Genomic DNA, 24,395 nt, shown 5'->3' with positions numbered 1-24,395 from the left:
ATTCGGGGGAAAAGGCCGGATCGGTTGGGCGGAAAGCGCACAAAAAAACAGGGCCATCGGGAAGATCCCGATGGCCCAGTCCAGGAGAGAAGTCGTTCAGGGGTGCGGGAGCGCCGCCTGTTTCCCGGTCCGCCTCAGTGCATCAGCATGCGCGGCAGCCACAGCGAGAAGGCCGGGACATAGGTGACCAGCAGAAGCGCCACGAACAGTGCCCCGTAGAAGGGCGTGATGGAGCGCATCACCTCGCCCACCGACACGCCGCCGATGGCGCAGCCGATGAACTGGGTGGTGCCGACCGGCGGGGTGTTCAGGCCGAGCGCGCAGTTGATCAGCATGACGATGCCGAACTGCACCGGGTCCATGCCGTACTGCATGGCGATCGGCAGGAAGATCGGCGTGCAGATCAGGATGGTGCTGGCCATGTCCATGAAGGTGCCCAGCAGGAACAGGATGATGTTGATCAGCAGGAAGATCATCAGCGGGTTGGTCGACACGCCGGCCAGCAGCTCGCCGGTCATGTCCGCCACCTCATAGAGACCCATGAGGTACTGGAACATGGTCGACACGCCGATCAGCAGCAGCACCACGCCGGTGGTCTTCACCGTCTTGGCGGCGGCGGCCAGGAACTTCTCCCAGCTCAGCGTGCGGTAGACGAAGGTGGTCAGCAGCAGCGCGTAGATCACGGCCACCGAGGCCGACTCGGTCGCGGTGAATACGCCGGTGGTGATGCCGGCCAGGATGATGACGACGATCAGCAGGCCGGGGGCCGCGGCGGCGAAGGAATGCGCCAGGATGTCCCAGCCGGGGAAGGTCCCCTTGGGATAGCCGCGCTTCACCGCGACGTAATAGGCGGCACCCAGGTTGCAGACCATCAGCAGCAGCGCCGGCATCAGGCCCGCGGCGATCAGCGCGCCGATAGACGCCTTTCCGCCGGCGGCCAGCGCATAGATGATCATGTTGTGGCTGGTCGGCATCAGCGCGCCGACGAGTGCGGCGTGGGTGGTGACGTTGACCGCGTAATCGGCGTGGTAGCCTTCCCGCTTCATCATCGGGATCATCACGGCGCCCATGGCCGACACGTCGGCGACCGGCGATCCGGCGACGCCGCCGAACAGCGTGCAGGCCACGACGTTGGACATGCCGAGCCCGCCGCGGATGTGGCCGACCATGCTCTTGGCCGCGGTGACGATCTTGTCGGCGACGCCGCCATGCAGCATCAGCTCGCCGGAGAAGACGAAGAAGGGAATGGCGAGGAACGAGAAGACGTTCATCCCCGACATCATCTGCTGGAAGACCACCGCGACCGGCAGGCCTTCATAGAGGATGGTGCAGAGCGCCGACAGGCCGATGGCGAAGGCGACCGGAATACCGAGGATGAGGAAGCCGAAAAAGGTGATTGAAAGGATGGTCAGTTCCATGACGGCTTGACCTCCTCGCCGCGCACGATGGCGACGATATGCTCGATGGAGAAGAGAACGATCAGCACGCCCGACAGCACCAGCGGCACGTAGCGCACGGCTTCGGAGATATGAAGGTTCGGGATGGTGTAGGAGGCGACCGAGCTGCCCAGGATCCAGCCATTGTAGGCCATGCAGGCGCCGAAGATGCCGACCAGGGCGTAGATCAGCACGTCCATCTTGCGGCGCGCGCTGTCCGACAGCATCACCAGCAGCGACTCCAGCCCGATATGGCCGGCATCGCGGACGCCGACGGCGGCGCCGATCAGCGTGACGTAGAGCACCAGCACGATGGCCAGGCTTTCCGCCCAGGTCGGCGAGCTGTTCAGCACATAGCGGCCGAACACCTGATAAAAGACGACGCACACGATCATCATCAGGCCGATGATGGCGGCATACATGCCGGTTTTGGCCAGCGCCGCGTTCATGCGGGTCAACCAGCCGGCCGCATGCGGCGGGCTGACGTCCATTGCTTGCAGCTCGATATCCATGCTGCGGCTCCCCACTCCTGAGACCCCGGCGGTGCGCGGTCCGTCCCGGACGGGACGAAGCCGCGCGCCGCCTTGTTCTTGGCGTTACAGAAAGGTCGTTACTTGGTTTCCTGGACGCGCTGGACGAGGCTCTGCAGCTTCGGCGTGTTCGCGAACTGGGTGTAGACCGGCTTCATGGCGTCGATGAATTCCTGCTTGTTCGGAACCTCGACGATCTGGGCGCCGGCCTGGGTCACGATCTCCTTGGACTTCAGCTCGCGCTCGTCCCACAGCTTGCGCATGTAGGGCACGGAGTCCTTGGCGGCCTTGCGGACCGTGGCCTGATCGTCCTTCGACAGGCGGTCCCAGGCGACCTTGGAGAAGACCAGCACTTCCGGGGCCATCGCGTGTTCGGTCAGGGTGAAGTACTTGGCCGCCTCGAAGTGGCGGGAGGATTCGTAGGACGGGTAGTTGTTCTCGGCGGCATCGACGATGCCGGTCTTCAGCGCGGTATAGACCTCGCCGAAGGGCATCGGCGTGGCGTTGGCGCCCAGCGCCTGGATCATGGCGACGAACAGGTCGGACTGCTGGACGCGGATCTTGGCGCCCTTCATGTCGGCCAGCGTCTTGTAGGGCTTGGCGGCCGAATACATGCTGCGCGAGCCGCTGTCGTAGAAAGCCAAGCCGATCATGCCCTGGCTTTCCATCGCCGCCAGGATTTCGTCGCCGATCGGGCCGTCCAGGACGCGGCGCATGTGGCCGGTGTCGCGGAAGATGAAGGGCAGCGCGGTGACCATCGTCTCCGGCACCACGTTGTTCAGCGGCGCCACGTTGATGCGCATCATCTCCAGCGCACCGATCTTCAGCTGCTCGATGGTGTCCTTTTCGGTGCCGAGCGCGCCGTTCGGGAACACCTTGATGCCGAGCTTGCCGTTGCTGCGCTCAGCCACCAGCTTGCCGACATAGCGGACCGCCTCGACGGTCGGATAGTCGGTCGGGTGGATGTCGGCGGACCGGAAGTCGCGCGCGTCGGCCGGCGCAGCCAGCATCGGGGCGGCCAGGATGCCGCAGACGGCACAGGCGGCCAGCAGCGCGGTGCGGACCGAGGTCAGCGAAAACTTCATAGGTTCTCCTCCTGATGGTGGGGACGAAGCCTGATGCGGCCCGTCCTTTCTTGTTCTGGCGTTGCCCGTTGGCCTGGAGGGCGAACGGGCCGCCTGCACACTCGACTGCACGTACCGTGGACGGGTGACAGACGAAGCGTGGAAGGTGGAACTTGCGGCGGCCGGCTTTCGCAGCGCTGCGACAGCGCGGCGCGACCGGGCATCATGCATGGCCGACACCGGCCCCGCCCCCATCTTCCTTCAGCCCCCCGGCTAACCTTGCGCCGCCCCCTGTTCACTGTACTTAGGATATTAGTATATCAATCTGCGCGCAACCCTGAAAGTTCAAAGCGGCAACAACCGTTCGGACTTTATCGCGATCAGGATTGCGGGGAGAGGAACAAAGTGACTGCCGGCGCGGGTTTCAGCCAGACCACGGATCGCCGCAGGGGGGCAGGTGCGACATTCGGCCCCAGCGTCCGCCGCAGCCAGCCCCCCAGTCACCCGGATGCGGCGCCGGACGCCTTCGGTCCCTTAAAACTGGGCCGGTCAGGCGTGACCATTCACCAGGGGCCACACCTCCAGGGCGCCGCGATAGATCATGTGCAGGGCGACATAGAGGATGATGGCGAGGCCGACATAGGCCAGCCAGCGGTGCTTGTGCAGGATGCGGGCGATGAAGCTGGCGGCGAGGCCCATCAGGGCGATCGACAGGGTCAGGCCGATGACCAGCACCCCCAGATGCTCGCGCGCCGCCCCGGCGACGGCCAGCACATTGTCGAGCGACATCGACACGTCGGCGACGACGATCTGCCAGACCGCCTGACCCAGAGTCTTGCGCGGGCCGGATGCCGCGGCGTCATCGTTCTCCAGCGACTCGACCGCCTCGTCCTCGTCCTGGGACTGGCGCAGCTCGCGCCACATCTTCCAGCACACCCACAGCAGCAGCACGCCGCCGGCCAGCAGCAGCCCGATGATCTGGAGAAGCTGGGTGGTGACGGCGGCGAAGGCGATGCGCAGCACGGTGGCGGCCAGGATGCCGATCAGGATCGCCTTGCCGCGCTGGTCCTTCGGCAGGCCGGCGGCGGCCAGACCGATGACGATGGCGTTGTCGCCGGCCAGCACCAGATCGATCATGATGACCTGGAGCAGCGCGAACAGCGCGTCGGTGGTGAAGAGTTCCGTCATTTGGGCACGAGTCCTCGCATCACGATCAGTGTGGGAGGAGAGGCCGCACGGGGTCTTCCGATGACCGGCCGGGCCGCGCCGATGGCGTCGGACGGGAAGAGCCGGTCAAGGGCAAAAGGCGCGGGCCGCTCCTGATGTTCCCAGTCCGACATCGCAACCGGTGAAGGTTGCCAGAGGGGCCCGGCCTGGTTCTGGCGCTTTACGCCAAAGCTGTGGATTGCGCAAGGCCGCGCTTGCGGCCGGTGGAGTTCCGGTGGGGCTGCCGATCAGGGCGTGCCGACCTCCACGCTTGCGCCGCTTCCCGACGCTTCAAGCATGGCCTCGATCAGCCGGTGGACCTTCAGTGCCTCGCGCCCGTCCACCCGCGGCCGGCGTCCTTCGTCCAGCGCGTCGAGGAAGTCGGACAGCACCGCGCGGTGATGCTGGTGGGAGAAGGCCATCGGATCGGCACCGCCGCCCAGCGTGGCGCCGTCCGCCCCGGCGGTTATGCGCTCGCCATTGACCAGCTGCACCTCCAGCCGGTCGCCGGCCAGAACGGCGGAGCCCCCGGTCCCGGCGATCTCGATCCGCTCCGGATATCCCGGATAGACGGCGGTGGTGGCATTCACGGTCGCCAGCATGCCGTTGCCGTAGCGCAGGGCCGTGGCGACCACATCCTCCGTGTCCATGCCGACAGCCGGGTCCGATCTGCGCAGGACGCTGGTGGCGGCGAATCCGGCGACCCGGTCCGGCAGGCCGACGAGGCCGACGAAGGCGTCCAGCGTGTGGATCGCCTGGGTCAGCAACACGCCGCCGCCGTCGCGCGCCTTCATGCCGCGGCCGGGCTGAGCGTAATAGGCATTGTCGCGCCACCAGCGCACCGACACCGCAGCGGTCAGCGGCCGACCCAGCGCGCCGTTGCGCATCAGCGCCGCCAGCCGCTCGACCGAGGCGCGGAAGCGGTGCTGCAACACTACGCCCAGCGTCAGCCCTGCATCCTCCATCGCGGAGACCACCGCCCGCGCGCCCTCCGGCGTCGCGTCCAGCGGCTTTTCCAGCAGCACATGCTTGCCGGCGGCGGCGCAGCGTGCCACCAGACCGGCATGGCTGTCGGGCGGGGTCAGCAGCAGGACGGCCGACAGCGCCGGGTCCTCCAGCAGGGTTTCCAGCCGGTCGACCACCGGCAGGCCGTGGCGGGCGGCGAAGGCGGCGCGGCGGTCGGCCGACGGGCTGAAGCAGCCCGCCACCTCCACCCGGTCGGCCAGATCGATCAGGCTCTGCGCGTGCGGCGCCGACGCCATGCCGAGGCCGACGACACCGATGCGGCGACGGGAACCGGTCATCGAAGCGCTCCGTCCAAAATGGTCATCTCGGCAGCGATGTCGGCGGTCAGGCTGCCGGAGAAATAGAGCGGGGCGGCGTTGCGCACGTCGTCCACCGTGATCTGCAGATTGTCCAGATGGCGCACCAGGCTCTGTTCGGCCCGGTCGGGGTCGTGGCCGGCGATGGCCTCGACGATGGCCTCATGCTCGGCGATGACCGTGCGCATGCGGCCGGGGACCGGCAGGGTCAGGCGGCGGCAGCGGTCGAGCTGGACCTTGGCCTGCTGGATGATGCCCCAGAAGCCGGGATATCCCGCCATCTCGGTGATCTGGGCATGGAATGCCTCGTCGGCCTGATGGAAGCCGTCGGCGTCGCCCACCGCATCGACCTCGCGCTGGTGCTCCAGGCAGGCGCGCAAGGCGGCGATCTGGCTGCGGCTGGCGCGTTCGGCGGCGAAGCGCACGGTCGCCCGCTCCAGCACCTTGCGGATCACGCCGGCTTCCGGCAGGGCGCCCAGCGGGATGCGGGCGACGAAGGTGCCGGATTGCGGGAAGATCTCGATCAGCCCCTCGTCCGCCAGCCGCAGCACCGCTTCGCGCACCGGCGTGCGGCTGACGCCATAGGCCTCGGCGATCTGCTTTTCGGCGATGGGCTCGCCCGGCTTGCGTTTCAGCGACACGATCTCCGCACGCAGGTCGCGGTGGATGGCATCGGCGGCGGTCGGACCGCGCCGCATGTCCCGGCGTGCCGGCGGGCGGACCAGGAGCGGGGCGGCCTTGGCCGGCATGACCGGCGTGGTCGATGGCGATGTCGCCGCGATGGAACCGGTTTTGGCCGGCGGGTTGCCCGATGGCATGGCGTCCAGCCTCCTCAGAAGCACATGCCTAAGAATACTAATATATCAGCTAGCGCGGCAAGCAATTTCGCTCATCCCCCGTTCGGATCCGGGTGTGACAAAGGCGCCCCCATTCCCGTCATGGCTGTAGGACGGTGGGGAGCGGAGCATGAGCGCCGAAAGGAACGTCCCGGCCGTCATCTCCCGCGAAGGCGGGGAATGACGGCCGGGAAGGGACGGGTCTGGCTTCGACGGCAATCGAAGCCGTCGGTCAGGCGCCGAAGCCGCCGTCGATGGTCTGGAACGAGCCGGTGATCATCCCGGCATGCGGGCCGGCGACATAGGCGGTCAGTTCGGCGACCTCGTCGGCGTCGATGTGGCGCTTGATGGCCATGAAGCTGTGCATGGCGGGCGCCATCGGACCGTCGGCCGGGTTCATGTCGCTGTGAGTCGGACCCGGCTGGATGGCGTTCACGGTGATGCCGCGGTCGCCGAAATCGCGGGCGAGGCCGCGCACCATGCCCTGGACCGCCGATTTGGTCAGGGCGTAGGCGGCCCCGCCGGCAAACGGCATGCGGTCGCCGTTGACCGACCCGATGACGATGATGCGCCCGCCGTCGTTCATGCGCCGGGCCGCTTCGACCGCCGCGTGGTAGGGCGCCCGGACGTTGATGTCGATCATGCGGTCAACGGCGTCGGGGTCGAAGGTCAGCGGATCGCCGAGGATCGCCGTGCCGGCATTGACGACCAGCACGTCCAGCGCGCCGCGGTCGGCCACCGTGGCGATCAGGGCGTCGCGGTCGGCGCTGTCGGTGCGGATGGCTTCTGCGCCGGTTTCGGCGGCAAGTGCCTCGGCGGCGTCCTTCGACCCGGCATAGGTGAAGGCGACCGTGCCGCCGGCCTTGGCGAAGCGGCGGACGATGGCCTTGCCGATGCCGCGGCTGCCGCCGAGGACCAGGATCTTGCGGCCGGTGAACTCACCCATGATGTGCTCCTTGATGAAATGTAGTGAGCGCTATATAAATCCAGGCAAGGGATTTGCGCAAGGAGAAAATATAGTGGTCGCTATAGAAACTTCCGGGGCCCGTGGGCGGCGGCGGTCCTTCGATGTGGACGAGGCGGTCGAAACCGCGATGAAGCTGTTCCACGCGCGCGGCTACGACGCGGTGGGCGTCGCCGAACTGGGAACCGAATTGGGGATCAAGCCGCCGAGCTTCTATGCCGCCTTCGGCAGCAAGGCCGGGCTGTTCGAGCGGGCGCTCCGGCGCTATGCGGCGGGGGAGGCGAACATCTTCGCCCGCGCGCAGGCCGACGGCGGCGGCGTGGTCGAGGTGATCGAGCGCACGCTGCTTCTGGCGGCGCGGCTCTATCCGGAGCGCGATGGGGTGGCTGGCTGTCTGGTGCTCGACGGCGCGCGCAACAGCGCCGATCCGGAAGCGCGCGCGCTGACCGCGGCGTTGCGGACGGCCAGCGTGTCGGCGCTCCGCGACTTCATCGCCGGGGAGGCGCCGGACCGCGCCGGTGCGCTCGCCGAATTCGTGATGATCGCGATGATGGGGATGTCGGCGGCGGCGCGCGACGGCGTAGACGAGGCGGCGCTCACCGCCTTCGCGGAGATGGCGGGTCGCACCTTCCGCCGCGAACTGACGGCGGAAGGGTGATGTGTCGGCCTGACCCCGGCCGTCAGGCCGGCATGGCGTCGCGCGGGATGATGGCGCCGCGGTGCTGGATGACGGCGGCGGCCAGCTTGTGGGCGGCGCGGGCGGCATCGGCCGGACCCTCGCCGCGCAGGCGGGCAGCGAGATAACCGGCGCTGAAGCTGTCGCCGGCCGCCGTGGTGTCGACCACCGTGGCGACCTTCTGCGCCGGCACCTCGACCGCCTCGCCATTCTCGATCACCACGCAGCCGGGCTGTTCCAGCTTCAGGACGATCTCGGCGACGCCGGCCTTGCGGACGCGGGCCAGCACGGCGTCGGCATCGGCGTCGCCATAGAGGTCGCGCAGGTCGGTGACGCCGGGCAACGCGATGTCGGTCAGCGCAAGCATGCGGTCGAAAGCGGCCCGTGCGGTGTCGAGGTCCGGCCACAGGCGCGGGCGCCAGTTGGTGTCGAAGGCGACCTTGCCGCCCTGCGCCCGCACCCGCTCCAGCACCTCGAACAGGCGCTCGCGGCCCTCTTCGCCCAGGATGGCGATGCTGATGCCGGACAGGTAGACGATGCCGTAGCCCTCCAGCGCCTTGGACAGTTCCGGCGTCTGGGGCAGGGCGAACAGCTCGCGCGCCGGGGCGCGGTCGCGCCAGTAGAGGAAGCGGCGCTCACCGCTGGAGTCCGTCTCGATCAGGTAGAGGCCGGGCAGGCGGTTCGGCACCCGCAGGACATGCCCGGTGCCGACGCCCTCGGCCGCCCAGGCCGTCACCATGTCCTCGCTGATGCTGTCGTCGCCGAGCGCGGTGACATAGTCGACGGGCGTGCCCAGACGCGCCAGATAGACCGCGGTGTTCAGCGTGTCGCCGCCGAACCCCATGGTCAGCGACCCGTCCGGCCGCCGGAACATCTCGATCATGCATTCGCCGAGGGCGGCGACGCGGTTGGGCGTGTCGGTCATGCTTCTTCTCCGCAAGCCGGGGAACGCCCCGGCAAATCCCATTTCAGGCAATTGAACGGCGTTCCCGCGCCCGCATCCGCTCGCGGTGCGCGGTGTAGAGTCCGCTGGCGATGATCACGCCGGTGCCGACGAAGGTCCAATGGTCGGGCACCGCGCCAAAGACGAGGAATCCCAGAGCCGTGGACCAGATCAGCTGGACGTAGGTGAAGGGCGCCAGCACCGAGGCCTCGCCCTGGCGGTAGGCCAGGATCAGCAGCCATTGCGCCAGGGTGTAGACCAGCCCGATGAAGGCCCCCAGCAGCATCTCCCACGGGGTCGGCCACGCCGCATGCAGCGGCAGCAGCGCCGTCAGGGCGATCAGGCCGGTGAGCGCGCTCCACACCATGGTGGTCAGCGGGTTCTCCTGCACCGTCATCTTGCGCGTCGCCACCAGCCCCAGCGCCCAGCTGAAGGCGGTCAGGATCGGCAGCAGCGAGGCCGGCTGGAAACCCTCCGCCCCCGGCCGGATGACGATGATGACGCCGGCCAGCCCGACCAGCAGCGCCGCCCAGCGGCGGACGCCGACCTTCTCGGCCAGTAGCAGGATCGACAGCACGGTGACGAAGACGGGAGAGACGAAGCTGATCGCCGCAGCTTCGGCCAGCGGCAGATGCTGCATCGCCATGATGAAGAACAGCGCCGAGCCCAGCATGCCCAGGCCGCGCACCACCTGAAGCCCCGGCCGTGTCGTCTTTAGCACGCTCAGCGAACCGCCGCGCAGCGCCAGCGGCATCACCAATGCTGTGAAGACGACATAGCGCATCCAGGCGATTTCGGCCGGCGGCAGGGTCCGGCCGAGATATTTCGCCGTGGCGTCGGAGCAGGACAGGCAGGCCACACCCAGCACCACCAGCATGATCGCCCGCATCGGCTCCGTGCCCTTAGACCCGGATCCGGCCTGCGGATTGACCGTCGGCTGGATCGGGGTCTGCGGCGCGTTCACCGGTTCGGGACCGGTTTCGGCATTGGTGCGGGAGATGGAACTGTCGGGCATGGCGCCGGCTCTTCAACGGTCATGGTTAAGGGGGCGGACCCCTTACATAACCGCTCCCATCTGCCAAGGAGCAAATTCGTCGGCGCCGACGCCGAGTTCCTCGCTCTTGGTCTTGCGGCCAGATGCGGTGTCGAGCACCAGCTGGAAGATCGCGCGGCCGACCTCCTCGATGGTGGCGTCGCCGGTGGCGATGGCGCCGCAATCGATGTCCATGTCGTCCGGCATCCGGCGGAACAAGGTGCTGTTGGTCGCCAGCTTCAGGCTGGGCGTCGGCTTGCAGCCGAAGACCGAGCCGCGGCCGGTGGTGAAGCACAGCACGTTGGCGCCGCCCGCCACTTGGCCGGTCGCCGAGACGGGATCGTAGCCGGGCGTGTCCATGAAGACGAAGCCCTTGTCGACGATCGGCTCGGCATAGCGGTAGACGGCGGTCATCGGGGTGGTGCCGCCCTTGGCGACCGCGCCCAGCGACTTCTCCAGGATGGTGGTCAGGCCGCCCTTCTTGTTGCCGGGCGACGGGTTGTTGTTCATCTCGCCGCCGGTGCGGCTGGTGTACTCCTCCCACCAGCCGATGCGCTCGACCAGCGCCTCGCCCACCTCGCGGCGGACGGCACGGCGGGTCAGGAGATGCTCGGCGCCATAGACCTCCGGCGTCTCGCTCAGCACGGCGGTGCCGCCGTTGCGGACCAGCAGGTCGACGGCATAGCCCAGCGCCGGGTTGGCGGTGATGCCCGAATAGCCGTCGGAGCCGCCGCATTGCAGCGCCAGCGTCAGGTGGCTGGCCGGCAGGGTCTGGCGGGTGACGTCGTTGATCTCCGGCAGCAGCGCCTCGATCCGGCGGATGCCTTCGCGGGCTGCCGCGGCGGTGCCGCCCATGTCCTGGATGCCGATGGGGATGACGCGGGCGCCTTCCTCAAGGCCGGTGGCCTCCATCAGCTTGTCGATCTGGTTCACCTCGCAGCCGAGGCCCAGCAGGATCACCGCGGCGAAGTTCGGGTGGCGGGCATAGCCGGCGATGGTCCGGCGCAGCGTGTCCATCACCTCGCCGCTGCCGGCCATGCCGCAGCCGTAGCCGTGGGTCAGCGCGACGACGCCGTCGATGTTCGGATAAGCGGCCAGGGCGGGCCCACGGAAATGGTCGGCGATCATCCGCGCCGCGGTGGCGGAGCAGTTCACCGAGGTCAGCACCCCGATGTAGTTGCGGGTGGCGACGCGGCCATCCGGGCGAACGATGCCCTGGAAGGTGGCGCGTTCGGCCTCCGGGATCGGCTCGACCGGGTGGACGTCGGCGCCGAAGGCGTAGTCGCGCTCGAAATCGCTGCCCATGCCCATGTTGTGGACGTGGACATGGTCGCCCGGCTGGATCGCCGCGGTGGCGAAGCCGATGACCTGATTGTACTTGCGCACCGGTTCGCCCGGCGCGATGGAGCGCACCGCGACCTTGTGCCCGGCCGGCACCGGTCCGGTGGTCGCGACTTCGGTTGCCGGCAGAAGGATGCCGGGTTCCAGGTCGGCGCCGGCGACGACGACGTTGTCGGCGGGGTGCAGGCGGATGGTCAGCGATGCCATGGGAAGATGTCCTTGAGGAGACTTGCTGGCCCCTCTCCCGTTGAGGGAGAGGGGCTTTGCAGGTCGTAGCGTTCAGCCAATCACAGCTTGTAGGCGTTCTTGGCGAGGCGGTAGGCGAGGTCGACGGCCAGGTCCGCGGCCTCGTCCTCTTCCATCCGGTGCTCGGAGACCAGACGGGCGAGGAAGCTGCAATCGACGCGGCGCGACACGTCGTGACGGGCCGGGATCGAGCAGAAGGCGCGGGTGTCGTCGTTGAACCCGACCGTGTTGTAGAAGCCGGCCGTCTCCGTGATCATCTCGCGGTAGCGGCGCATGCCCTCGGGGCTGTCGTGGAACCACCAAGCCGGGCCGACGCGCAGCGCCGGGTAATGGCCGGCCAGCGGCGCCAGCTCGCGGGAATAGCTGTCCTCATCCAGCGTGAACAGGATGATGGTCAGGTCGCGCTCGTTGCCGAAGCGGTCGAGCAGCGGCTTCAGCGCCCGCACATACTCGGTGCCGCTCGGGATGTCCGCACCCTTGTCGCGGCCGAAGCGCTGGAACACCGCGTCGTTGTGGTTGCGGAAGCTGCCGGGGTGGATCTGCATGACCAGACCGTCCTCCAGGCTCATCCGCGCCATTTCGGTCAGCATCTGGGCGCGGAACAGCTCGGATTCCTCGGCCGTCGCACCGCCGCGCCGCACGATGTCGAACAGCTTCTCCGCTTCCGCACGGGGCAGGTCGGCGGTCGCCGCCGTCGGGTGGCCGTGGTCGGTCGAGGTGGCGCCATAGCTCTTGAAATAGAGGCGGCGGTCGGCCAAGGCGGCGAGGTAGCCGTCCCAGGTCGCGGTGTCCTTGCCGGTGATGCGGGCCAGCTCGGCGAGGTTGTCGCGGAAGCCCTCGAACTCCGGATCGACGACCGGGTCGGGACGGAAGGCGGTGATGACCCGGCCCTTCCAGCCGCTCTCGCGGATCGCCTTGTGGTGCACCAGCGGGTCGAGCGGCGATTCGGTGGTCGCCAGCACTTCGAGGTTGAAGCGCTCGAACAGGGCGCGCGGACGGTATTCCGGCTTGCGCAGGCACTCTTCGATCTGGTCGTAGATGCGGTCGGCGCTGGCGGCGCTCAGGCGCTCGGTGACGCCGAACACCGTCTCGAAGGCATGGGTCAGCCACATCGAGGTCGGGGTGCCGCGGAACAGGTGCCAGTTGCTGGCCAGCAGGCGCCAGATGGCGCGCGAATCGGTCGAGGTCTCCCCGCCGTCCTTGCGCGGAACGCCCAGCTGCTCCAGCGGAATTCCCTGGCTGTAGAGCATGCGGAATGCATAATGGTCGGGCTTGACGAACAGGCTCGCCGGATCGGGGAACGCCTCATTCTGCGCGAACCAGGACGGATCGGTGTGGCCGTGCGGGCTGACGATCGGCAGGGCGGCGACTTCGCCGTACAGGCGGCGCGCGATGGCACGTTGCGTCGGGTCGCTCGGGAAAAGACGGTCGGGGTGAAGCATCGGAAGCCTCTACGCTGCAAGAGAAGGGCAAAAGCAGGGTGGGGAAAAGGCGGGGTCCGTGCGGGGGACCGTCCCTACCGGCTGGCTGTATAATATTAATATATCAGATCTGATTGCAAGCCCAATCGTTCCGCTGATGGGGCATCGGGGCCTGTGAAGGCTGCGCCCAGTCGCCGCACCCGATCCTGAAGGGAAACTGGCGATGGGTTTGACGTTGACGAAGAGGGGCGGGTAGATTGCTGGGGATGAGGAACATCTCGCGGGTGGCGGACCGCCACCCCACGACATCTGTATGTTTGCCGCAATGGAGCCATCGGTGAAGAAGGTCGCGACGACAGAGGATGAAGGCGGCCTGACCTCCGCAGCCGTGCGCCGCAGCGTGGTCCCGACCCCGGCGGTGCGCCCGCCGCGCCGTGCCGCCACCGTCGCGTCGCGCATCTACCGCGACCTGCGCGGCGAGATCGTCTCGCTGAAGCGCAAGCCCGGCGACGCCATCGCCGAGAAGCAGATCGCCGAGACCTATGGCGTCAGCCGCACGCCGGTGCGCGAGGCGGTGCTGAAGCTGGCCGACGAGGGGCTGATCGAGATTTTCCCGCAGTCCGGCACCTTCGTGTCGCGCATCCCGCTGGACGCCCTGCCGGAAGCCTTCGCCATCCGCAAGGCGCTGGAGGAGGCGACGGTGCGCTATGCGGCGGCACGCGCCAGCCGCAGCCAGATCGCGGCGTTGCGCGCCAATCTGGAATTGCAGCGCGAGATGCAGGAAACCGCCAATTACGAAGGCTTCCACCAAGCCGACGAGGCGTTCCATGCGCTGATCGCGGAGATCGCCGGCTATCCCGGCTTCTGGACGCTGATCCAGCAGACCAAGGTGCAGATCGACCGCTACCGCCTGTTGACCCTGCCGGTGCGCGGCCGCATCGCCGAGGTGATCGCCGAGCACACCGCCATCCTCGACGCGATGGCGGCGAACGACCCCGCCGCCGCCATCAAGGCGCTGGACGACCATCTGGACGATTTGCAGATCTCGGTCGCCGACATCCGGCGCGACTACCCGCGCTATTTCACGGCGCCGGGCGACCCGATTTGAAAAGGCCGATCTGAGGGGGCCGATCTGAAAAGGCCGGGGCGCCGGGCCGGTCCGAAAACCGGCCTGCGCCGAAACCGGGAGAGTTATTTCGCGTCGGCTTCGGCGGCGTAGGCCACCGGCTCGCCGATGAAATCCTCGCGGATCGGTGTGAAGATGTCGAGCAGGATGCCCGGTTCCAGCGCCACCACGCCATGCAGGACGTTGGACGGCACCATATAGCCGTCGCCGGTGTTCAGCCGCTTGGTGCGGCCGTCGATGGTGACGTCGAAGGAGCCCTTCTCCACCACGGCGCACTGGACATGGGGATGGCGATGCTGCGCGCCGATGGCGCCGGCCTCGAACTCCACCCGCACCATCATCATCGTGTCGTTGTAGCCGAGGATCTTGCGGCGCACGCCGTCGCCCAGATCCTGCCACGGGATGTCGCCCGCGGTCAGGAACACATCGGTCGCCGTTGCGGTGGTCATCTTCCAGTTTCCTCCCCCAATGGAAAAGCCCTCCTCCGCCCGTGACGGGCGGGGAGGGCTGCTTTGCCTCAGCGCGCCAGCCAGCCGCCGTCGACCGGCAGGATGGTGCCGTGGATGTAGTCAGCGGCATCCGACGCCAGGAACACCGCCGGGCCGCCGATGTCGGACGGCACGCTCCAGCGGCCGGCCGGGATGCGGCCGAGGATCTCGGCGCTGCGGTTCTCGTCGGCACGGAGCGCCGCGGTGTTGTTGGTGGCGACATAGCCCGGCGCGATGGCATTCACGTTGATGCCCTTGCCGGCCCACTCGCAGGCCAGAAGCTTGGTGATGCCGGCGACGCCGCTCTTGGAGGCGGTGTAGGACGGCACGCGGATGCCGCCCTGGAAGGACAGCATGGACGCGATGTTGATGATCTTGCCCTTGCGGCCCGCACCGATGGCGTAGCGGCCGAAGGCCTGACAGAGGAAGAACACCGTCTTGATGTTGAGGTTCATCACGGCGTCCCAGTCGGCCTCACTGAAGTCGACGGCGTCGGCCCGGCGGATCATCCCGGCGTTGTTGACCAGGATGTCCAGCCCGCCGAGCTTGGCGACCGTCTCCTCCACCAGCCCCTGGACCGGGGCGATGGAGGTCAGGTCGGCGTGGATGCCGAGGAACTTGCGGCCGGTCGCCTCGACCAGACCCTTGGTCTCGTCCAGCGACACGACGTCGACGGCGGCGATGTCGGCGCCGGCCTCTGCCAGCGCCAGGGCGATGCCCTGGCCGATGCCGGTGTTGGCGCCGGTGACCAGCGCCACCTTGCCGGTCAGGTCGAACGAAATGCTCATGGTCGGTTTCCGTTCTTATCGTTTGGTTTCAAATCGGGTGGCGCGTCAGCGCAGGCGGTCCATGGCGACGAAGTCCATGTCCGTGAAGTCCTGGTTGTCGCCGCCCATCGCCCAGATGAAGGTGTAGTTGCGGGTGCCGACGCCAGAATGGATCGACCAGGGCGGCGAGATCACCGCCTGCTCGTTGGCGACCACGATGTGGCGGGTCTGCTCCGGCTCGCCCATCAGGTGGACGACGCGCGCCTCTTCCGGCAGGTCGAAGTAGAAATAGACCTCGCAGCGCCGATCATGGGTGTGGCACGGCATGGTGTTCCACATGTTGTTCGGCTTCAGCACCGTCATGCCCAGCACCAGCTGCGCGGTGCGGACCACGTCCGGGTGGATCATCTGGTAGATGGTGCGCTCGTTCGACTGGGCCGGGTCGCCGAGATGCACGGCCTTGGCCTGGCCGATCGAGATCTTCATCGTCTCGAACCGGGCATGGGCGGGCGTGCTGTTCAGGTAGAACTTGGCCGGCTCGCGGCGGTCCAGGCTTTCGAAGACGACGTCCTTGCTGCCCATCGCGACATAGAGCGCGTCGCGCGGCGCCAGCTCATAGACGGCGCCGTCGACGGTGACGCGGCCGGCGCCGCCGACATTGACCACGCCCAGCTCGCGCCGGTCGAGGAAATTGGGCGAGCCGATCTCCTTGGAGGACTCCAGCTTCAGCGGGCCGGCGACCGGCATGGCGCCGCCGACCACGAAGCGGTCGATGTGGCTGTAGGTGAAGACGGTCTCGTCCGCCTCGAACAGAGTCGGGACCAGGAAATGGTCGCGCAGCGTCTCGGTATCGAAGCCGCGGACCGCGTCGGGATGGGAAGCATGCCGGACGGAGATTTTCATGGGAAGGGTCCTTTTAAAATCTGTGCAGCCGGCGTCCCGGCAGGTCTGGCGCCATCATACTAATATACTAGTAAGCCGGGCAAGCTCTAATGATGGAGTGCCGGACATTTCAGGCGGCGGAGGGTGCGACAAAGTCGCTGGTCCGAGCGGGCTCCGGAGGCAGCGGCGGGAGGGCGCGTTGCACCGGCTTCAAAGGTAATATATTAGTGATCGGTCTTCGTCAGGAGTGTCCAGCCATGACCGCCCAACAGTCCGCCCAGCCCCGCAAGCGCATCGCCCTCGTCGCCCACGACGCCCGCAAGGCGGACCTCATCGCCTGGATCGGCGCCAACATCGGCGCGCTGGACGGCCATGCCTTCTGGGCGACCGGCACCACCGGGCAGAAGGTGCGCGCCGCCCATCCCGGCCTGGACATCACCCCGTTGAAAAGCGGCCCGCTGGGCGGCGACCAGCAGATCGGCGCGATGATCGCGGAAGGGCGGATCGACCTGCTGGTCTTCTTTGTCGATCCGATGACCGCCCAGCCGCACGATGTCGATGTGAAGGCGCTGACCCGGCTGGCGACGCTCTACAACATCCCGATGGCCTGCAACGAGGCGACGGCCGACATGATCGTCTCCTCCGCCCATTTCGCCAGCGGCTATGCCCCGCGCGCCGCCAGCTTCACCGATTACGAGACGCGCAAGGTGTGATGCGGCCCAGCGTAAGTTCCGACTTACGCTGGGCCGTAAGGGCCGCGACTGCGGCCCCGCAGGCTCATGCCTGCGAAGGCAAGCGGCCGTATGGCCGCGCCCGCCGATTGCGGGCGAAAGCCTCCCGCCCCCTCATGCGGTGAAATCTCATTCCGTGAAATACTGCGGATAGCTCCGCCGGACCTCGGCGATGCCCAGCTGCAGGTCGGTCAAATGGTGGCGCAGTTCGCCCACCGCGCGGTCAGGGTCGCGGGCGGCGACGGCCTCGACGATGGCGCCATGTTCGGCCAGCGCCTTGTCCATCCTGCCGGCCGCCGGCAGGGTCAGATGGCGGTAGCGGTCGACCTGCCGCTTCACCTGCTGGGTCACCGCCCAGAAGCCGGGATAGCCGGAAATTTCCGCCAGCAGGGCGTGGAACGCCTCGTCGGCCTCGTGGAAGCCGTCGAAATTGCCGGACTCCTTCATCTCGCGCTGGAGTTCCAGATTGGCGCGCAGCCTCGCCACCTGGCTGCCGCTCGCCTGTTCGGCGGCGTAGCGCACGGTGGCCTCCTCCAGCGCGCGGCGGATGGCGATGGCCTCCGGCAGGCCGCTGATCGGGATGCGGGCGACGAAGGTGCCGGACTGCGGGAACACCTCCACCAGACCTTCGTCGGCGAGCTTCAGCATCGCCTCGCGCACCGGCGTGCGGCTGACGCCATAGGTTTCCGCGACCTCCTTCTCGATCACCGGCTCGCCCGGCTTGCGCCGCAGGGAGACGATGTCGTCGCGCAGGTCGCGGTAGATGGTGCCCGAGACCGTGGCGCCGCGGTGGGCGGGCCTTGCGGTGGCGCTGGCGGGCCGGCGGCGACGACGGCGCACCGGTGCGGCCACGGCCACCATGTTCGTATCGCCCGCGTTGGAGTCCATAATCGTCCCATTCAATTCATCGGCGGTCGATACCAAGAGGCCGCGCTTACTAATATATCGCTGCGCGTCCGCAGGCGGAAAGTCTTTTGCCGCATGAAATTCATGGGTGGGGGAGCGGGCACGGCGCGGCGCCCGCTCCCCGAAACCTGACCCCTTACAGCTTGGCCGCCGCGTCGAACACCGCGTGGCTGTAGGCGCCTTCCGGCTTCTTGGAGATCACCGGGGCCGACGCGCCCGACATCAGGATGCCGACGGTGCGGTCGAAATCGGCCGGGTCGAGATAGCCGGTGCCCTTGGCGCCGCCGTCGATCAGCTTGGCGACCTCCTGCATCATGGTGGTCTGGTGTTCCTCGGTCTGGGCGCCGGTGGTGTCGTTCTCAAGCACGATCTTCACCGCCTCGGCCTGATTCTTGGCGGCGTATTCCCAGCCCTTGGCCGAGGCCTTGACGAACTTCGCCAGCTTCTCGACGATCTTCGGATCGGACAGCGACTTCTCGGTGGCGTAGAGTCCGTCCTCCAGCGTCGCCACGCCCTGGTCCTGATATTTGAAGATCGTCAGCTCGTCGGCCTTCATGCCGGCTTCGATCAGCTGCCAATATTCGTTGTAGGTCATGGTGGAGATGCAGGCCGCCTGCTTCTGCAGCAGCGGATCGACGTTGAAGCCCTGCTTCAGCACCTTCACGTCCGGGCTGGAACCGGAGGTGGAGTAGCCCAGCTTGCTCATCCAGGCCAGGAACGGATATTCGTTGCCGGAGAACCAGACGCCCAGCGTGTTGCCCTTGAAGTCCTTCGGATCCTTGATGTTGGCGTCCTTGCGGCAGGTCAGCATCATGCCCGACTTCTGGAACATCTGGGCGATGTTGACCAGCGGCACGCCCTTCTCCCGGCTGGCGAGCGCCGACGGCATCCAGTCGACGATCACGTCGGCGCCGCCGGCGGCGATGACCTGGGTCGGGTTGATGTCGGGGCCGCCGGCCTTGATGGTGACGTCCAGCCCGGCGTCCTTGTAGAAGCCCTTGGCCGCGGCGACGTAATAGCCGGCGAACTGGGCCTGGGTGACCCATTTCAGCTGGAGCGTCAGCGCATCGGCGGCGGCGGCCGGCGCCCCCCAGCCGGCGAGGCCGGTGAGCGCGGTGGCGGCGAGCAGGACGGCGGAGGCAAGGGTCTTCATCGCGTTCGATCCTCTTCTGGCTGGATTTTGTTTTGTGGCTGCGAAAGGGCGGCGATAAGGATGGCAAAAGGAGGGATATCAGCGTTTGCGGAAAGACGGGTGCCAGGCGGTGACATGCCGCTCCGCCAGTGCCAGCGCACCGTAGAGCAGCGATCCGGTCAGGGCGGCGACGGCGATCGTCGCCCAGACCACGTCCAAATTCATCCGGGCGACCTGGGTGGAGATGCGGAAGCCCATCCCCACCACCGGCGTGCCGAAGAACTCGGCGACGATGGCCCCGATCAAAGCCAGGGTTGAGTTGATCTTCAGTCCGTTGAACAAAAAGGGCAAGGCGCAGGGAAGCCGCAGCATCGCCAGCGTGCGCCAATAGCCCGCGCCATAGGAGCGCATCAGGTCGAGCTGGATGCGCTCCGCGCTCTGCAAGCCGGCCAGCGTGTTGATCAGCATAGGGAAGAAGGTCATCACCACGATGACGGCGGCCTTGGACTGCCAGTCGAAGCCGAACCACATCACCATGATCGGTGCGATGCCCACCACCGGCACCGCGCTGGCGAGATTGCCGAGCGGCAGCAGGCCGCGCGCCAGGAAGGGCACCCGGTCGGCCAGGATCGCCACGAGGAACCCGGCGCCGCAGCCGATCAGATAGCCGCGCAGGACCGAAATCAGCACCGTCTGGCGGAAATCGTCCCACAGATCGGCGGCATTGGCGGTGAAGGCGGTCAGCACGAGACCAGGCGGCGGCAGCAGGATGGTCGGCACCTGGAAGCCGCGGGTCAGGATCTCCCACAGCAAGACCAGCGCCAGCCCGAACAAAGCGGGGCCGGCCAGCCGCACCGGACCGGCGACGCCCGCCAGCAGGGCGAGGACCCGCCACAGCAGCAGGGTGGCGCCGGCGAGATAGAGCCAGAGCCCGCCGGCCTGGGCGAGGGCGTGGCCCTGCCTCAGAAGCACCAGCGGGGCGGCATAGGCGGCGGCGACTCCGGCCAGCAGGAGCAGGGCCTCGCCCAGAGCCGAGCCGGGCAGGCGGCGGGCGAGGATCGTCACGACGGTCAGGGCGAAGAGGGCCAGGGCCGCCGGTATCTGCGGCAGATACAGGATGGCACCGTCGAGCGTGGCGAACGGCAGCAGCGGGGCGGCCAGCATCACCAGCGGCCAGGGGGCCATTGTGGGGCGGGCCATGGCGGCGCGGGTCATGGTTGAGCGGCTCATCGCGCACCTCCCCGGCCGCCCGGCACCAGCGCCCGTTCGGCGAGGCCGACGGCGGCGACCAGCGTGACGCTCAGCAATGCCGCCATCACCAGAGCGCTCCAGATCTGCACGGTCTGGCCGTAATAGGAGCCGGACAGCAGCCGGGCGCCCAACCCCGCCTGCCCGCCGGTCGGCAGCTCGGCGACGATGGCGCCGACGACGCTGGCGGCGACCGCGATCTTGAGGCTGGTGAACAGATAGGGCAGCGAGGCTGGCAGGCGCAGCAGGCGGAAGGTCTGGGCGGTGCCGGCGCTGTAGGTCCGCATCAGGTCCAGCGTCAGCGGATCGGCGGAGCGCAGCCCCTTCACCATGCCGATGGTGATCGGGAAGAAGCACAGATACATGGCGATGATCGCCTTGGGCAGCAGGCCGGTGAAACCCAAATTGCCGAGGATCACCACGATCATCGGCGCAATCGCCAGGATCGGCACGGTCTGCGAGGCGATGACCCAGGGCAGCAGGCTCGATTCCAGCGTGCGCGCCTGGACGATCCCCGCCGCCAGCGCCACCCCCAGCACCACCCCCATGCCGAAGCCGGCCAGCGCCGCCCCGGCAGTGACGCCGGTGTGGTAGAGCAGGTTGCGGATGCTGGTCACCGGATAGCCGGTCAGGGAATTGTAGAGGTCCAGCGCCACCTGATCCGGTGTCGGCAGGATCGGGCGCTTCATCGCCAGGGTGGCGCGGATCAGGTCGGCGGTGGTCCAGCCCTGGCCGGCGCGGTTCAGCGCATCGGTCGCCGTCGGCGCGTTCAGCCAGACCGCGCCCAAGTACCACAGCACCAGCACCGCCAGCGCCATGACGACCACCGGCAGCGTCGTCCTAGTCGTCATAGCTGTGGCCCTCCATCAGCCCTTCGCGGACGCGGTGGGCGATGCGCTGGAACTCCGGGCTTTCGCGGATGTCGAGCGTGCGCTCGCGCGGCAGATCGCGGTCGCAGTCGATGACGTCGAGGATGCGGCCGGGGCGCGGGCTCATCACCACGATGCGGGTGGACAGGAACACCGCCTCGGCGATGGAGTGGGTGACGAAGATGCAGGTCTTGCGGGTGCCGAGCCACAGGCGGGTGAGCTGCAAATTCAGATGGTCGCGGGTGATCTCGTCGAGCGCGCCGAACGGCTCGTCCATCAGAAGCAGGTCGGGATTGAAGGCCAGCGCGCGGGCGATGGACACCCGCTGCTGCATGCCGCCCGACAGCTGCCAGGGGAATTTGCGTTCGAAGCCGGACAGGCCGACGAGGTCGAGCTGCTCGCGGGCGCGCTGCTGCCGTTCGGCCCTGGGCATCCCCATGATCTCCAGCGGCAGCATGACGTTGCGTTCCACCGTTCGCCACGGGTAGAGCGCCGGGGCCTGGAAGACATAGCCGTAGGCGCGCTTCAGCCGTGCCTGTTCCGGCGTCATGCCGTTGACCGTCACCTCGCCGGAGGTCGGCTGTTCGAGGTCGGCGACCACCCGCATCAGGGTCGTCTTGCCGCAGCCGCTGGGGCCGATCAGCGAGATGAAGTCGCCCTTGGATATCGACAGGCTGACGTCGCTCAGCGCGTAGACCGGCTGGTCGGCCGTCTGATAGGTCAGGGTCAGGTTGCGGACATCGACGATGGTGCGCGGTGCCGCGTTTGCGGCCGGCGGAACCAGAGTGAGCGGTGCGGGCTGGGCGGCTGGCACGGCGTTCGTCCCTTCGCGTTGTCGTCTCTCGACGGGGAGGAGAGCAAGAAGCGAGCCAGACGGGGCGGAGGTTCAGTATTCGGCGGATAGGGCTTTGTTTTTAAAAAGAGAAAACTTGTCCATTGAGACAGGAACTGACGGCGTGGACAGTGTTCGCACAGGTGTGTTTTTCGCAAGGCGCACAATTTTCGGGCTGAGACTGATTGGGTGGTGAATTTTCGGGCAGCGGAGCCGGAATTCCCCCTCTCCCCCCGGGAGAGGGGATCTCGTGGCGGGAGAGGGGACACAACGCCCCCCTTGCCAGTCCTGCCCCGTCCCCGCTAACTGTTCGGGCAGCCGACAACCCCGCGGCCGACAAACCCTCGGATGCCATGCTCGACAGTTTCCTGCTCGCCTTCACCGCCTTGTTCTCCATCGTCAATCCGCTGGCGATGGCGCTGATCTTCAGTCAGGTGACGGCGGACAGCAGTCCGCGCGACCGGGCGCGGCTGGCGGGGCTGGTCAGCCTCTATTCCGCCATCGTCATGCTGACCGCGCTGTGGGCGGGTGCCTATGTGCTGAACTTCTTCGGCGTGTCGATGGCGGCGCTGCGGATCGCCGGCGGCTTCGTGGTGGCCGAACGGGCCTGGGCGCTGCTGACGGCACCGGAACGGCACGAGGCGCGCAAGCAGGAGCAGGCGGCGCCGACCGGCGACAACGACCGGCTGGCCGAATCGGCCTTTTTCCCGATGACTATCCCCTTCACCACCGGGCCGGGCACCATCTCGGTCGCCATCGCGCTGGGCTCCACCCGCCCGACGCGCGGGGCCGGCGGGCTGATGGAATTTTTCCTGGGCATGTCGGGAGCGGCGCTGGCGATTGCCGCGCTGATCTGGCTGTCCTACCGCTCCGCCGACCGCATCGTCGCCTTCCTGGGGCCGACGCGGGTGCGGGTGCTGACGCGGCTGTTCGCCTTCCTGCTGTTCTGCGTCGGCGTCCAGATCCTGCTGACCGGTGTTCTGGACGCCTTCCCGCTGCTGTCGCAGAAGGGCTGAGCTTCAGCTCTTCGGGCGCAGGTCCTGCACCCGCTTGGCCTTGCCGATGGATCGCGCGATGCCGCCGGGCTCGACCACCTCGACGCGGGTGCTGATGCCGATCAGCGACTTGATCGAGTGCTGGAGATGCTTGGCGTGGCCGTCCCATTCCGACGGATGGACGCCGTCATGCATCTCCACCCGGACGGCGAGGTTGTCCATATGGCCGTCGCGGCTCACCACCAGTTCATAGTGGGGAGCGAGCGCCGGGATCTTGCAGATCAGTTCCTCGACCTGGGTCGGGAAGACGTTGACGCCGCGGATGATGAGCATGTCGTCGGAGCGGCCGGTGATCTTGTCCATCCGCCGCATGCCGCGCGCGGTCGGCGGCAGCAGCCGGGTCAGGTCGCGGGTGCGGTAGCGGATGACCGGCATGCCCTGCTTGGTCAGCGTGGTGAAGACCAGCTCGCCATAGGAGCCGTCGGGCAGCACCTCGCCTGAGTCGGGATCGATGATCTCGGGATAGAAATGGTCCTCCCAGACCACCGGGCCGTCCTTGGTCTCGACGCATTCGGACGCCACGCCCGGCCCCATCACCTCCGACAGGCCGTAGATGTCCACCGCGTGGATGTTGAAGGTGCGCTCGATCTCCTCGCGCAGCGCGCCGGTCCAGGGCTCGGCGCCGAAAATGCCGACGCGCAGGCTGGTGCCGCGCGGGTCGATGCCCTGGCGGCGCATCTCGTCGGCGATGTTCAGCATGTAGGACGGCGTGACCATGATGATGGTCGGCTTGAAGTCCTGGATCAGCTGGACCTGCTTCTCGGTCTGGCCGCCCGACATCGGCACCACGGTGCAGCCCAGCCGCTCCGCCCCGTAATGGGCGCCGAGGCCGCCGGTGAACAGGCCGTAGCCATAGGCGATGTGCACGATGTCGTTGAGCGTGCCGCCCGCCGCGCGGATGGAGCGGGCGACGACCTCCGACCAGACGTCGATGTCGCCCTTGGTGTAGCCGACCACCGTCGGCCGCCCGGTCGTGCCGCTGGAGGCATGGACGCGCACGATGTCCTCCATCGGCACGGCGAACATGCCGTAGGGGTAGGCGCGGCGCAGATCGTCCTTCACCGTGAAGGGGAACAGCGCCAGATCCTTGAGTTCCTTGAAGTCGTCGGGATGGACGCCCTTCGCCTCGCACTTGGCGCGGAAGGAGGCGACGTTGGCGTAGGAATGGCGGAGCGACCATGCCAGCCGCTCCGTCTGCATCGCCACGATTTCGTCGCGGCTGGCGAACTCGTAGCGGTCCATGCCGGCTTTCGCGCCCTGGTTAACGCCGGTCTCGGTCATGATGGACATGGTGCGCTTCTCCCTTCGTTCCGGTTCCCGGCGCTTGGCGGCCGGTGAAGC

General features: G+C 67.7%; 24 protein-coding genes. 4 read left to right on the top strand and 20 right to left on the bottom strand.

Annotated features, from left to right (window positions below; translation table 11 throughout):
* Positions 1-134: 134 nt before the first annotated feature.
* The 7 genes from ABNQ38_RS38175 to bdcA form a co-directional block, all read right to left on the bottom strand.
* Positions 135-1,418: a TRAP transporter large permease gene (locus ABNQ38_RS38175; protein WP_109096368.1), complete on the bottom strand. Its 1,284-nt coding sequence runs from the start codon at positions 1,416-1,418 to the stop codon at positions 135-137.
* Positions 1,409-1,948 (bottom strand): TRAP transporter small permease, encoded by a 540-nt coding sequence (locus ABNQ38_RS38170; protein WP_377811635.1) that lies wholly within the window; start codon positions 1,946-1,948, stop codon positions 1,409-1,411. The genes ABNQ38_RS38175 and ABNQ38_RS38170 overlap by 10 nt, the downstream gene beginning before the upstream one ends.
* A gap of 98 nt (positions 1,949-2,046) precedes the next feature.
* Positions 2,047-3,051, bottom strand: coding sequence for a TRAP transporter substrate-binding protein (locus tag ABNQ38_RS38165; protein WP_377811634.1), 1,005 nt, complete (start codon positions 3,049-3,051; stop codon positions 2,047-2,049).
* 528 nt (positions 3,052-3,579) lie between these two features.
* Positions 3,580-4,218, bottom strand: coding sequence for a TerC family protein (locus ABNQ38_RS38160; RefSeq protein WP_377811633.1), 639 nt, complete (start codon positions 4,216-4,218; stop codon positions 3,580-3,582).
* A 266-nt stretch (positions 4,219-4,484) separates the two neighbouring features.
* Positions 4,485-5,540, bottom strand: coding sequence for a Gfo/Idh/MocA family protein (locus ABNQ38_RS38155; protein ID WP_377811632.1), 1,056 nt, complete (start codon positions 5,538-5,540; stop codon positions 4,485-4,487).
* On the bottom strand, positions 5,537-6,376 hold the full coding sequence (locus ABNQ38_RS38150; protein WP_377811631.1) for a GntR family transcriptional regulator: 840 nt from the start codon (positions 6,374-6,376) through the stop codon (positions 5,537-5,539). The genes ABNQ38_RS38155 and ABNQ38_RS38150 overlap by 4 nt, the downstream gene beginning before the upstream one ends.
* A gap of 250 nt (positions 6,377-6,626) precedes the next feature.
* Entirely contained in the window at positions 6,627-7,340 is a 714-nt protein-coding gene (gene bdcA / locus ABNQ38_RS38145; RefSeq protein WP_377811630.1) for an SDR family oxidoreductase, read from the bottom strand.
* Positions 7,341-7,413: 73 nt separating this feature from the next.
* Between bdcA and ABNQ38_RS38140 the strand changes: the two genes are divergently transcribed.
* Entirely contained in the window at positions 7,414-8,016 is a 603-nt protein-coding gene (locus ABNQ38_RS38140; protein ID WP_377811629.1) for a TetR/AcrR family transcriptional regulator, read from the top strand.
* Positions 8,017-8,038: 22 nt separating this feature from the next.
* On the opposite strand, the gene ABNQ38_RS38135 is transcribed toward ABNQ38_RS38140, so the two are convergent.
* From ABNQ38_RS38135 to uxaC, 4 genes are all read right to left on the bottom strand, one after another.
* Positions 8,039-8,959 (bottom strand): sugar kinase, encoded by a 921-nt coding sequence (locus ABNQ38_RS38135; protein WP_377811628.1) that lies wholly within the window; start codon positions 8,957-8,959, stop codon positions 8,039-8,041.
* Between the two features lie 43 nt (positions 8,960-9,002).
* Complete coding sequence (locus ABNQ38_RS38130) at positions 9,003-9,992, bottom strand: DMT family transporter (protein WP_377811627.1); 990 nt, start codon at positions 9,990-9,992, stop codon at positions 9,003-9,005.
* Positions 9,993-10,034: 42 nt separating this feature from the next.
* On the bottom strand, positions 10,035-11,558 hold the full coding sequence (locus ABNQ38_RS38125; RefSeq protein WP_377811626.1) for a UxaA family hydrolase: 1,524 nt from the start codon (positions 11,556-11,558) through the stop codon (positions 10,035-10,037).
* 80 nt (positions 11,559-11,638) lie between these two features.
* The gene (gene uxaC, locus ABNQ38_RS38120) at positions 11,639-13,039 is read right to left on the bottom strand and encodes a glucuronate isomerase (RefSeq protein ID WP_377811625.1); all 1,401 of its coding nucleotides are present in this window, start codon (positions 13,037-13,039) and stop codon (positions 11,639-11,641) included.
* Positions 13,040-13,343: 304 nt separating this feature from the next.
* Here uxaC and ABNQ38_RS38115 point away from each other — a divergent pair, with 304 nt between their 5' ends.
* On the top strand, positions 13,344-14,126 hold the full coding sequence (locus ABNQ38_RS38115; protein ID WP_377811954.1) for a GntR family transcriptional regulator: 783 nt from the start codon (positions 13,344-13,346) through the stop codon (positions 14,124-14,126).
* 83 nt (positions 14,127-14,209) lie between these two features.
* Here ABNQ38_RS38115 and ABNQ38_RS38110 read toward each other — a convergent pair whose 3' ends face one another.
* The 3 genes from ABNQ38_RS38110 to kduI form a co-directional block, all read right to left on the bottom strand.
* Entirely contained in the window at positions 14,210-14,593 is a 384-nt protein-coding gene (locus tag ABNQ38_RS38110) for a cupin domain-containing protein (protein WP_377811624.1), read from the bottom strand.
* 68 nt (positions 14,594-14,661) lie between these two features.
* Complete coding sequence (kduD, locus tag ABNQ38_RS38105; protein WP_109051580.1) at positions 14,662-15,420, bottom strand: 2-dehydro-3-deoxy-D-gluconate 5-dehydrogenase KduD; 759 nt, start codon at positions 15,418-15,420, stop codon at positions 14,662-14,664.
* 45 nt (positions 15,421-15,465) lie between these two features.
* The gene (kduI, locus tag ABNQ38_RS38100; RefSeq protein WP_377811623.1) at positions 15,466-16,302 is read right to left on the bottom strand and encodes a 5-dehydro-4-deoxy-D-glucuronate isomerase; all 837 of its coding nucleotides are present in this window, start codon (positions 16,300-16,302) and stop codon (positions 15,466-15,468) included.
* 236 nt (positions 16,303-16,538) lie between these two features.
* Here kduI and ABNQ38_RS38095 point away from each other — a divergent pair, with 236 nt between their 5' ends.
* Positions 16,539-16,994, top strand: a complete 456-nt coding sequence (locus ABNQ38_RS38095; protein ID WP_377811622.1) for a methylglyoxal synthase — start codon at positions 16,539-16,541, stop codon at positions 16,992-16,994.
* 147 nt (positions 16,995-17,141) lie between these two features.
* Here ABNQ38_RS38095 and ABNQ38_RS38090 read toward each other — a convergent pair whose 3' ends face one another.
* From ABNQ38_RS38090 to ABNQ38_RS38070, 5 genes are all read right to left on the bottom strand, one after another.
* Positions 17,142-17,900, bottom strand: a complete 759-nt coding sequence (locus ABNQ38_RS38090) for a GntR family transcriptional regulator (RefSeq protein ID WP_109452420.1) — start codon at positions 17,898-17,900, stop codon at positions 17,142-17,144.
* Positions 17,901-18,054: 154 nt separating this feature from the next.
* Positions 18,055-19,071, bottom strand: coding sequence for an ABC transporter substrate-binding protein (locus ABNQ38_RS38085; protein ID WP_377811621.1), 1,017 nt, complete (start codon positions 19,069-19,071; stop codon positions 18,055-18,057).
* Between the two features lie 78 nt (positions 19,072-19,149).
* Entirely contained in the window at positions 19,150-20,280 is a 1,131-nt protein-coding gene (locus ABNQ38_RS38080; protein WP_377811620.1) for an ABC transporter permease, read from the bottom strand.
* Positions 20,277-21,149, bottom strand: a complete 873-nt coding sequence (locus ABNQ38_RS38075) for an ABC transporter permease (protein ID WP_377811619.1) — start codon at positions 21,147-21,149, stop codon at positions 20,277-20,279. The genes ABNQ38_RS38080 and ABNQ38_RS38075 overlap by 4 nt, the downstream gene beginning before the upstream one ends.
* Positions 21,139-21,951 carry an ABC transporter ATP-binding protein gene (locus tag ABNQ38_RS38070; protein ID WP_377811953.1) on the bottom strand — a complete coding sequence of 271 codons (813 nt, stop codon included), beginning with the start codon at positions 21,949-21,951 and terminating at the stop codon, positions 21,139-21,141. Before ABNQ38_RS38070 ends, ABNQ38_RS38075 begins: the two co-directional genes overlap by 11 nt.
* 401 nt (positions 21,952-22,352) lie before the next feature.
* Here ABNQ38_RS38070 and ABNQ38_RS38065 point away from each other — a divergent pair, with 401 nt between their 5' ends.
* Positions 22,353-23,015 (top strand): MarC family protein, encoded by a 663-nt coding sequence (locus tag ABNQ38_RS38065; RefSeq protein ID WP_109051587.1) that lies wholly within the window; start codon positions 22,353-22,355, stop codon positions 23,013-23,015.
* Between the two features lie 3 nt (positions 23,016-23,018).
* Here the strand turns inward: ABNQ38_RS38065 and paaK are convergent, their stop codons facing one another.
* Positions 23,019-24,344, bottom strand: a complete 1,326-nt coding sequence (gene paaK / locus ABNQ38_RS38060) for a phenylacetate--CoA ligase PaaK (RefSeq protein ID WP_377811618.1) — start codon at positions 24,342-24,344, stop codon at positions 23,019-23,021.
* Positions 24,345-24,395 lie beyond the last annotated feature (51 nt).

The organism is Azospirillum sp. A29, assembly GCF_042604625.1.
Classification (GTDB): domain Bacteria; phylum Pseudomonadota; class Alphaproteobacteria; order Azospirillales; family Azospirillaceae; genus Azospirillum; species Azospirillum palustre.
Note: the sequence above shows the minus strand (reverse complement) of the source record. Positions and strands in the feature narration are given on the sequence as shown.

Coding starts and splice junctions, on each gene's coding strand:
- ABNQ38_RS38085 (WP_377811621.1), bottom strand. CDS start 19,071: ATGAAGACCCTTGCCTCCGCCGTCCTGCTCGCCGCCACCGCGCTCACC.
- ABNQ38_RS38165 (WP_377811634.1), bottom strand. CDS start 3,051: ATGAAGTTTTCGCTGACCTCGGTCCGCACCGCGCTGCTGGCCGCCTGT.
- ABNQ38_RS38150 (WP_377811631.1), bottom strand. CDS start 6,376: ATGCCATCGGGCAACCCGCCGGCCAAAACCGGTTCCATCGCGGCGACA.
- ABNQ38_RS38170 (WP_377811635.1), bottom strand. CDS start 1,948: ATGGATATCGAGCTGCAAGCAATGGACGTCAGCCCGCCGCATGCGGCC.
- ABNQ38_RS38090 (WP_109452420.1), bottom strand. CDS start 17,900: ATGGACTCCAACGCGGGCGATACGAACATGGTGGCCGTGGCCGCACCG.
- ABNQ38_RS38095 (WP_377811622.1), top strand. CDS start 16,539: ATGACCGCCCAACAGTCCGCCCAGCCCCGCAAGCGCATCGCCCTCGTC.
- ABNQ38_RS38065 (WP_109051587.1), top strand. CDS start 22,353: ATGCTCGACAGTTTCCTGCTCGCCTTCACCGCCTTGTTCTCCATCGTC.
- ABNQ38_RS38155 (WP_377811632.1), bottom strand. CDS start 5,540: ATGACCGGTTCCCGTCGCCGCATCGGTGTCGTCGGCCTCGGCATGGCG.
- uxaC (WP_377811625.1), bottom strand. CDS start 13,039: ATGCTTCACCCCGACCGTCTTTTCCCGAGCGACCCGACGCAACGTGCC.
- ABNQ38_RS38160 (WP_377811633.1), bottom strand. CDS start 4,218: ATGACGGAACTCTTCACCACCGACGCGCTGTTCGCGCTGCTCCAGGTC.
- ABNQ38_RS38075 (WP_377811619.1), bottom strand. CDS start 21,149: ATGACGACTAGGACGACGCTGCCGGTGGTCGTCATGGCGCTGGCGGTG.
- ABNQ38_RS38080 (WP_377811620.1), bottom strand. CDS start 20,280: ATGAGCCGCTCAACCATGACCCGCGCCGCCATGGCCCGCCCCACAATG.
- ABNQ38_RS38115 (WP_377811954.1), top strand. CDS start 13,344: ATGGAGCCATCGGTGAAGAAGGTCGCGACGACAGAGGATGAAGGCGGC.
- ABNQ38_RS38110 (WP_377811624.1), bottom strand. CDS start 14,593: ATGACCACCGCAACGGCGACCGATGTGTTCCTGACCGCGGGCGACATC.
- kduI (WP_377811623.1), bottom strand. CDS start 16,302: ATGAAAATCTCCGTCCGGCATGCTTCCCATCCCGACGCGGTCCGCGGC.
- ABNQ38_RS38130 (WP_377811627.1), bottom strand. CDS start 9,992: ATGCCCGACAGTTCCATCTCCCGCACCAATGCCGAAACCGGTCCCGAA.
- ABNQ38_RS38175 (WP_109096368.1), bottom strand. CDS start 1,418: ATGGAACTGACCATCCTTTCAATCACCTTTTTCGGCTTCCTCATCCTC.
- kduD (WP_109051580.1), bottom strand. CDS start 15,420: ATGAGCATTTCGTTCGACCTGACCGGCAAGGTGGCGCTGGTCACCGGC.
- ABNQ38_RS38125 (WP_377811626.1), bottom strand. CDS start 11,558: ATGGCATCGCTGACCATCCGCCTGCACCCCGCCGACAACGTCGTCGTC.
- bdcA (WP_377811630.1), bottom strand. CDS start 7,340: ATGGGTGAGTTCACCGGCCGCAAGATCCTGGTCCTCGGCGGCAGCCGC.
- paaK (WP_377811618.1), bottom strand. CDS start 24,344: ATGTCCATCATGACCGAGACCGGCGTTAACCAGGGCGCGAAAGCCGGC.
- ABNQ38_RS38135 (WP_377811628.1), bottom strand. CDS start 8,959: ATGACCGACACGCCCAACCGCGTCGCCGCCCTCGGCGAATGCATGATC.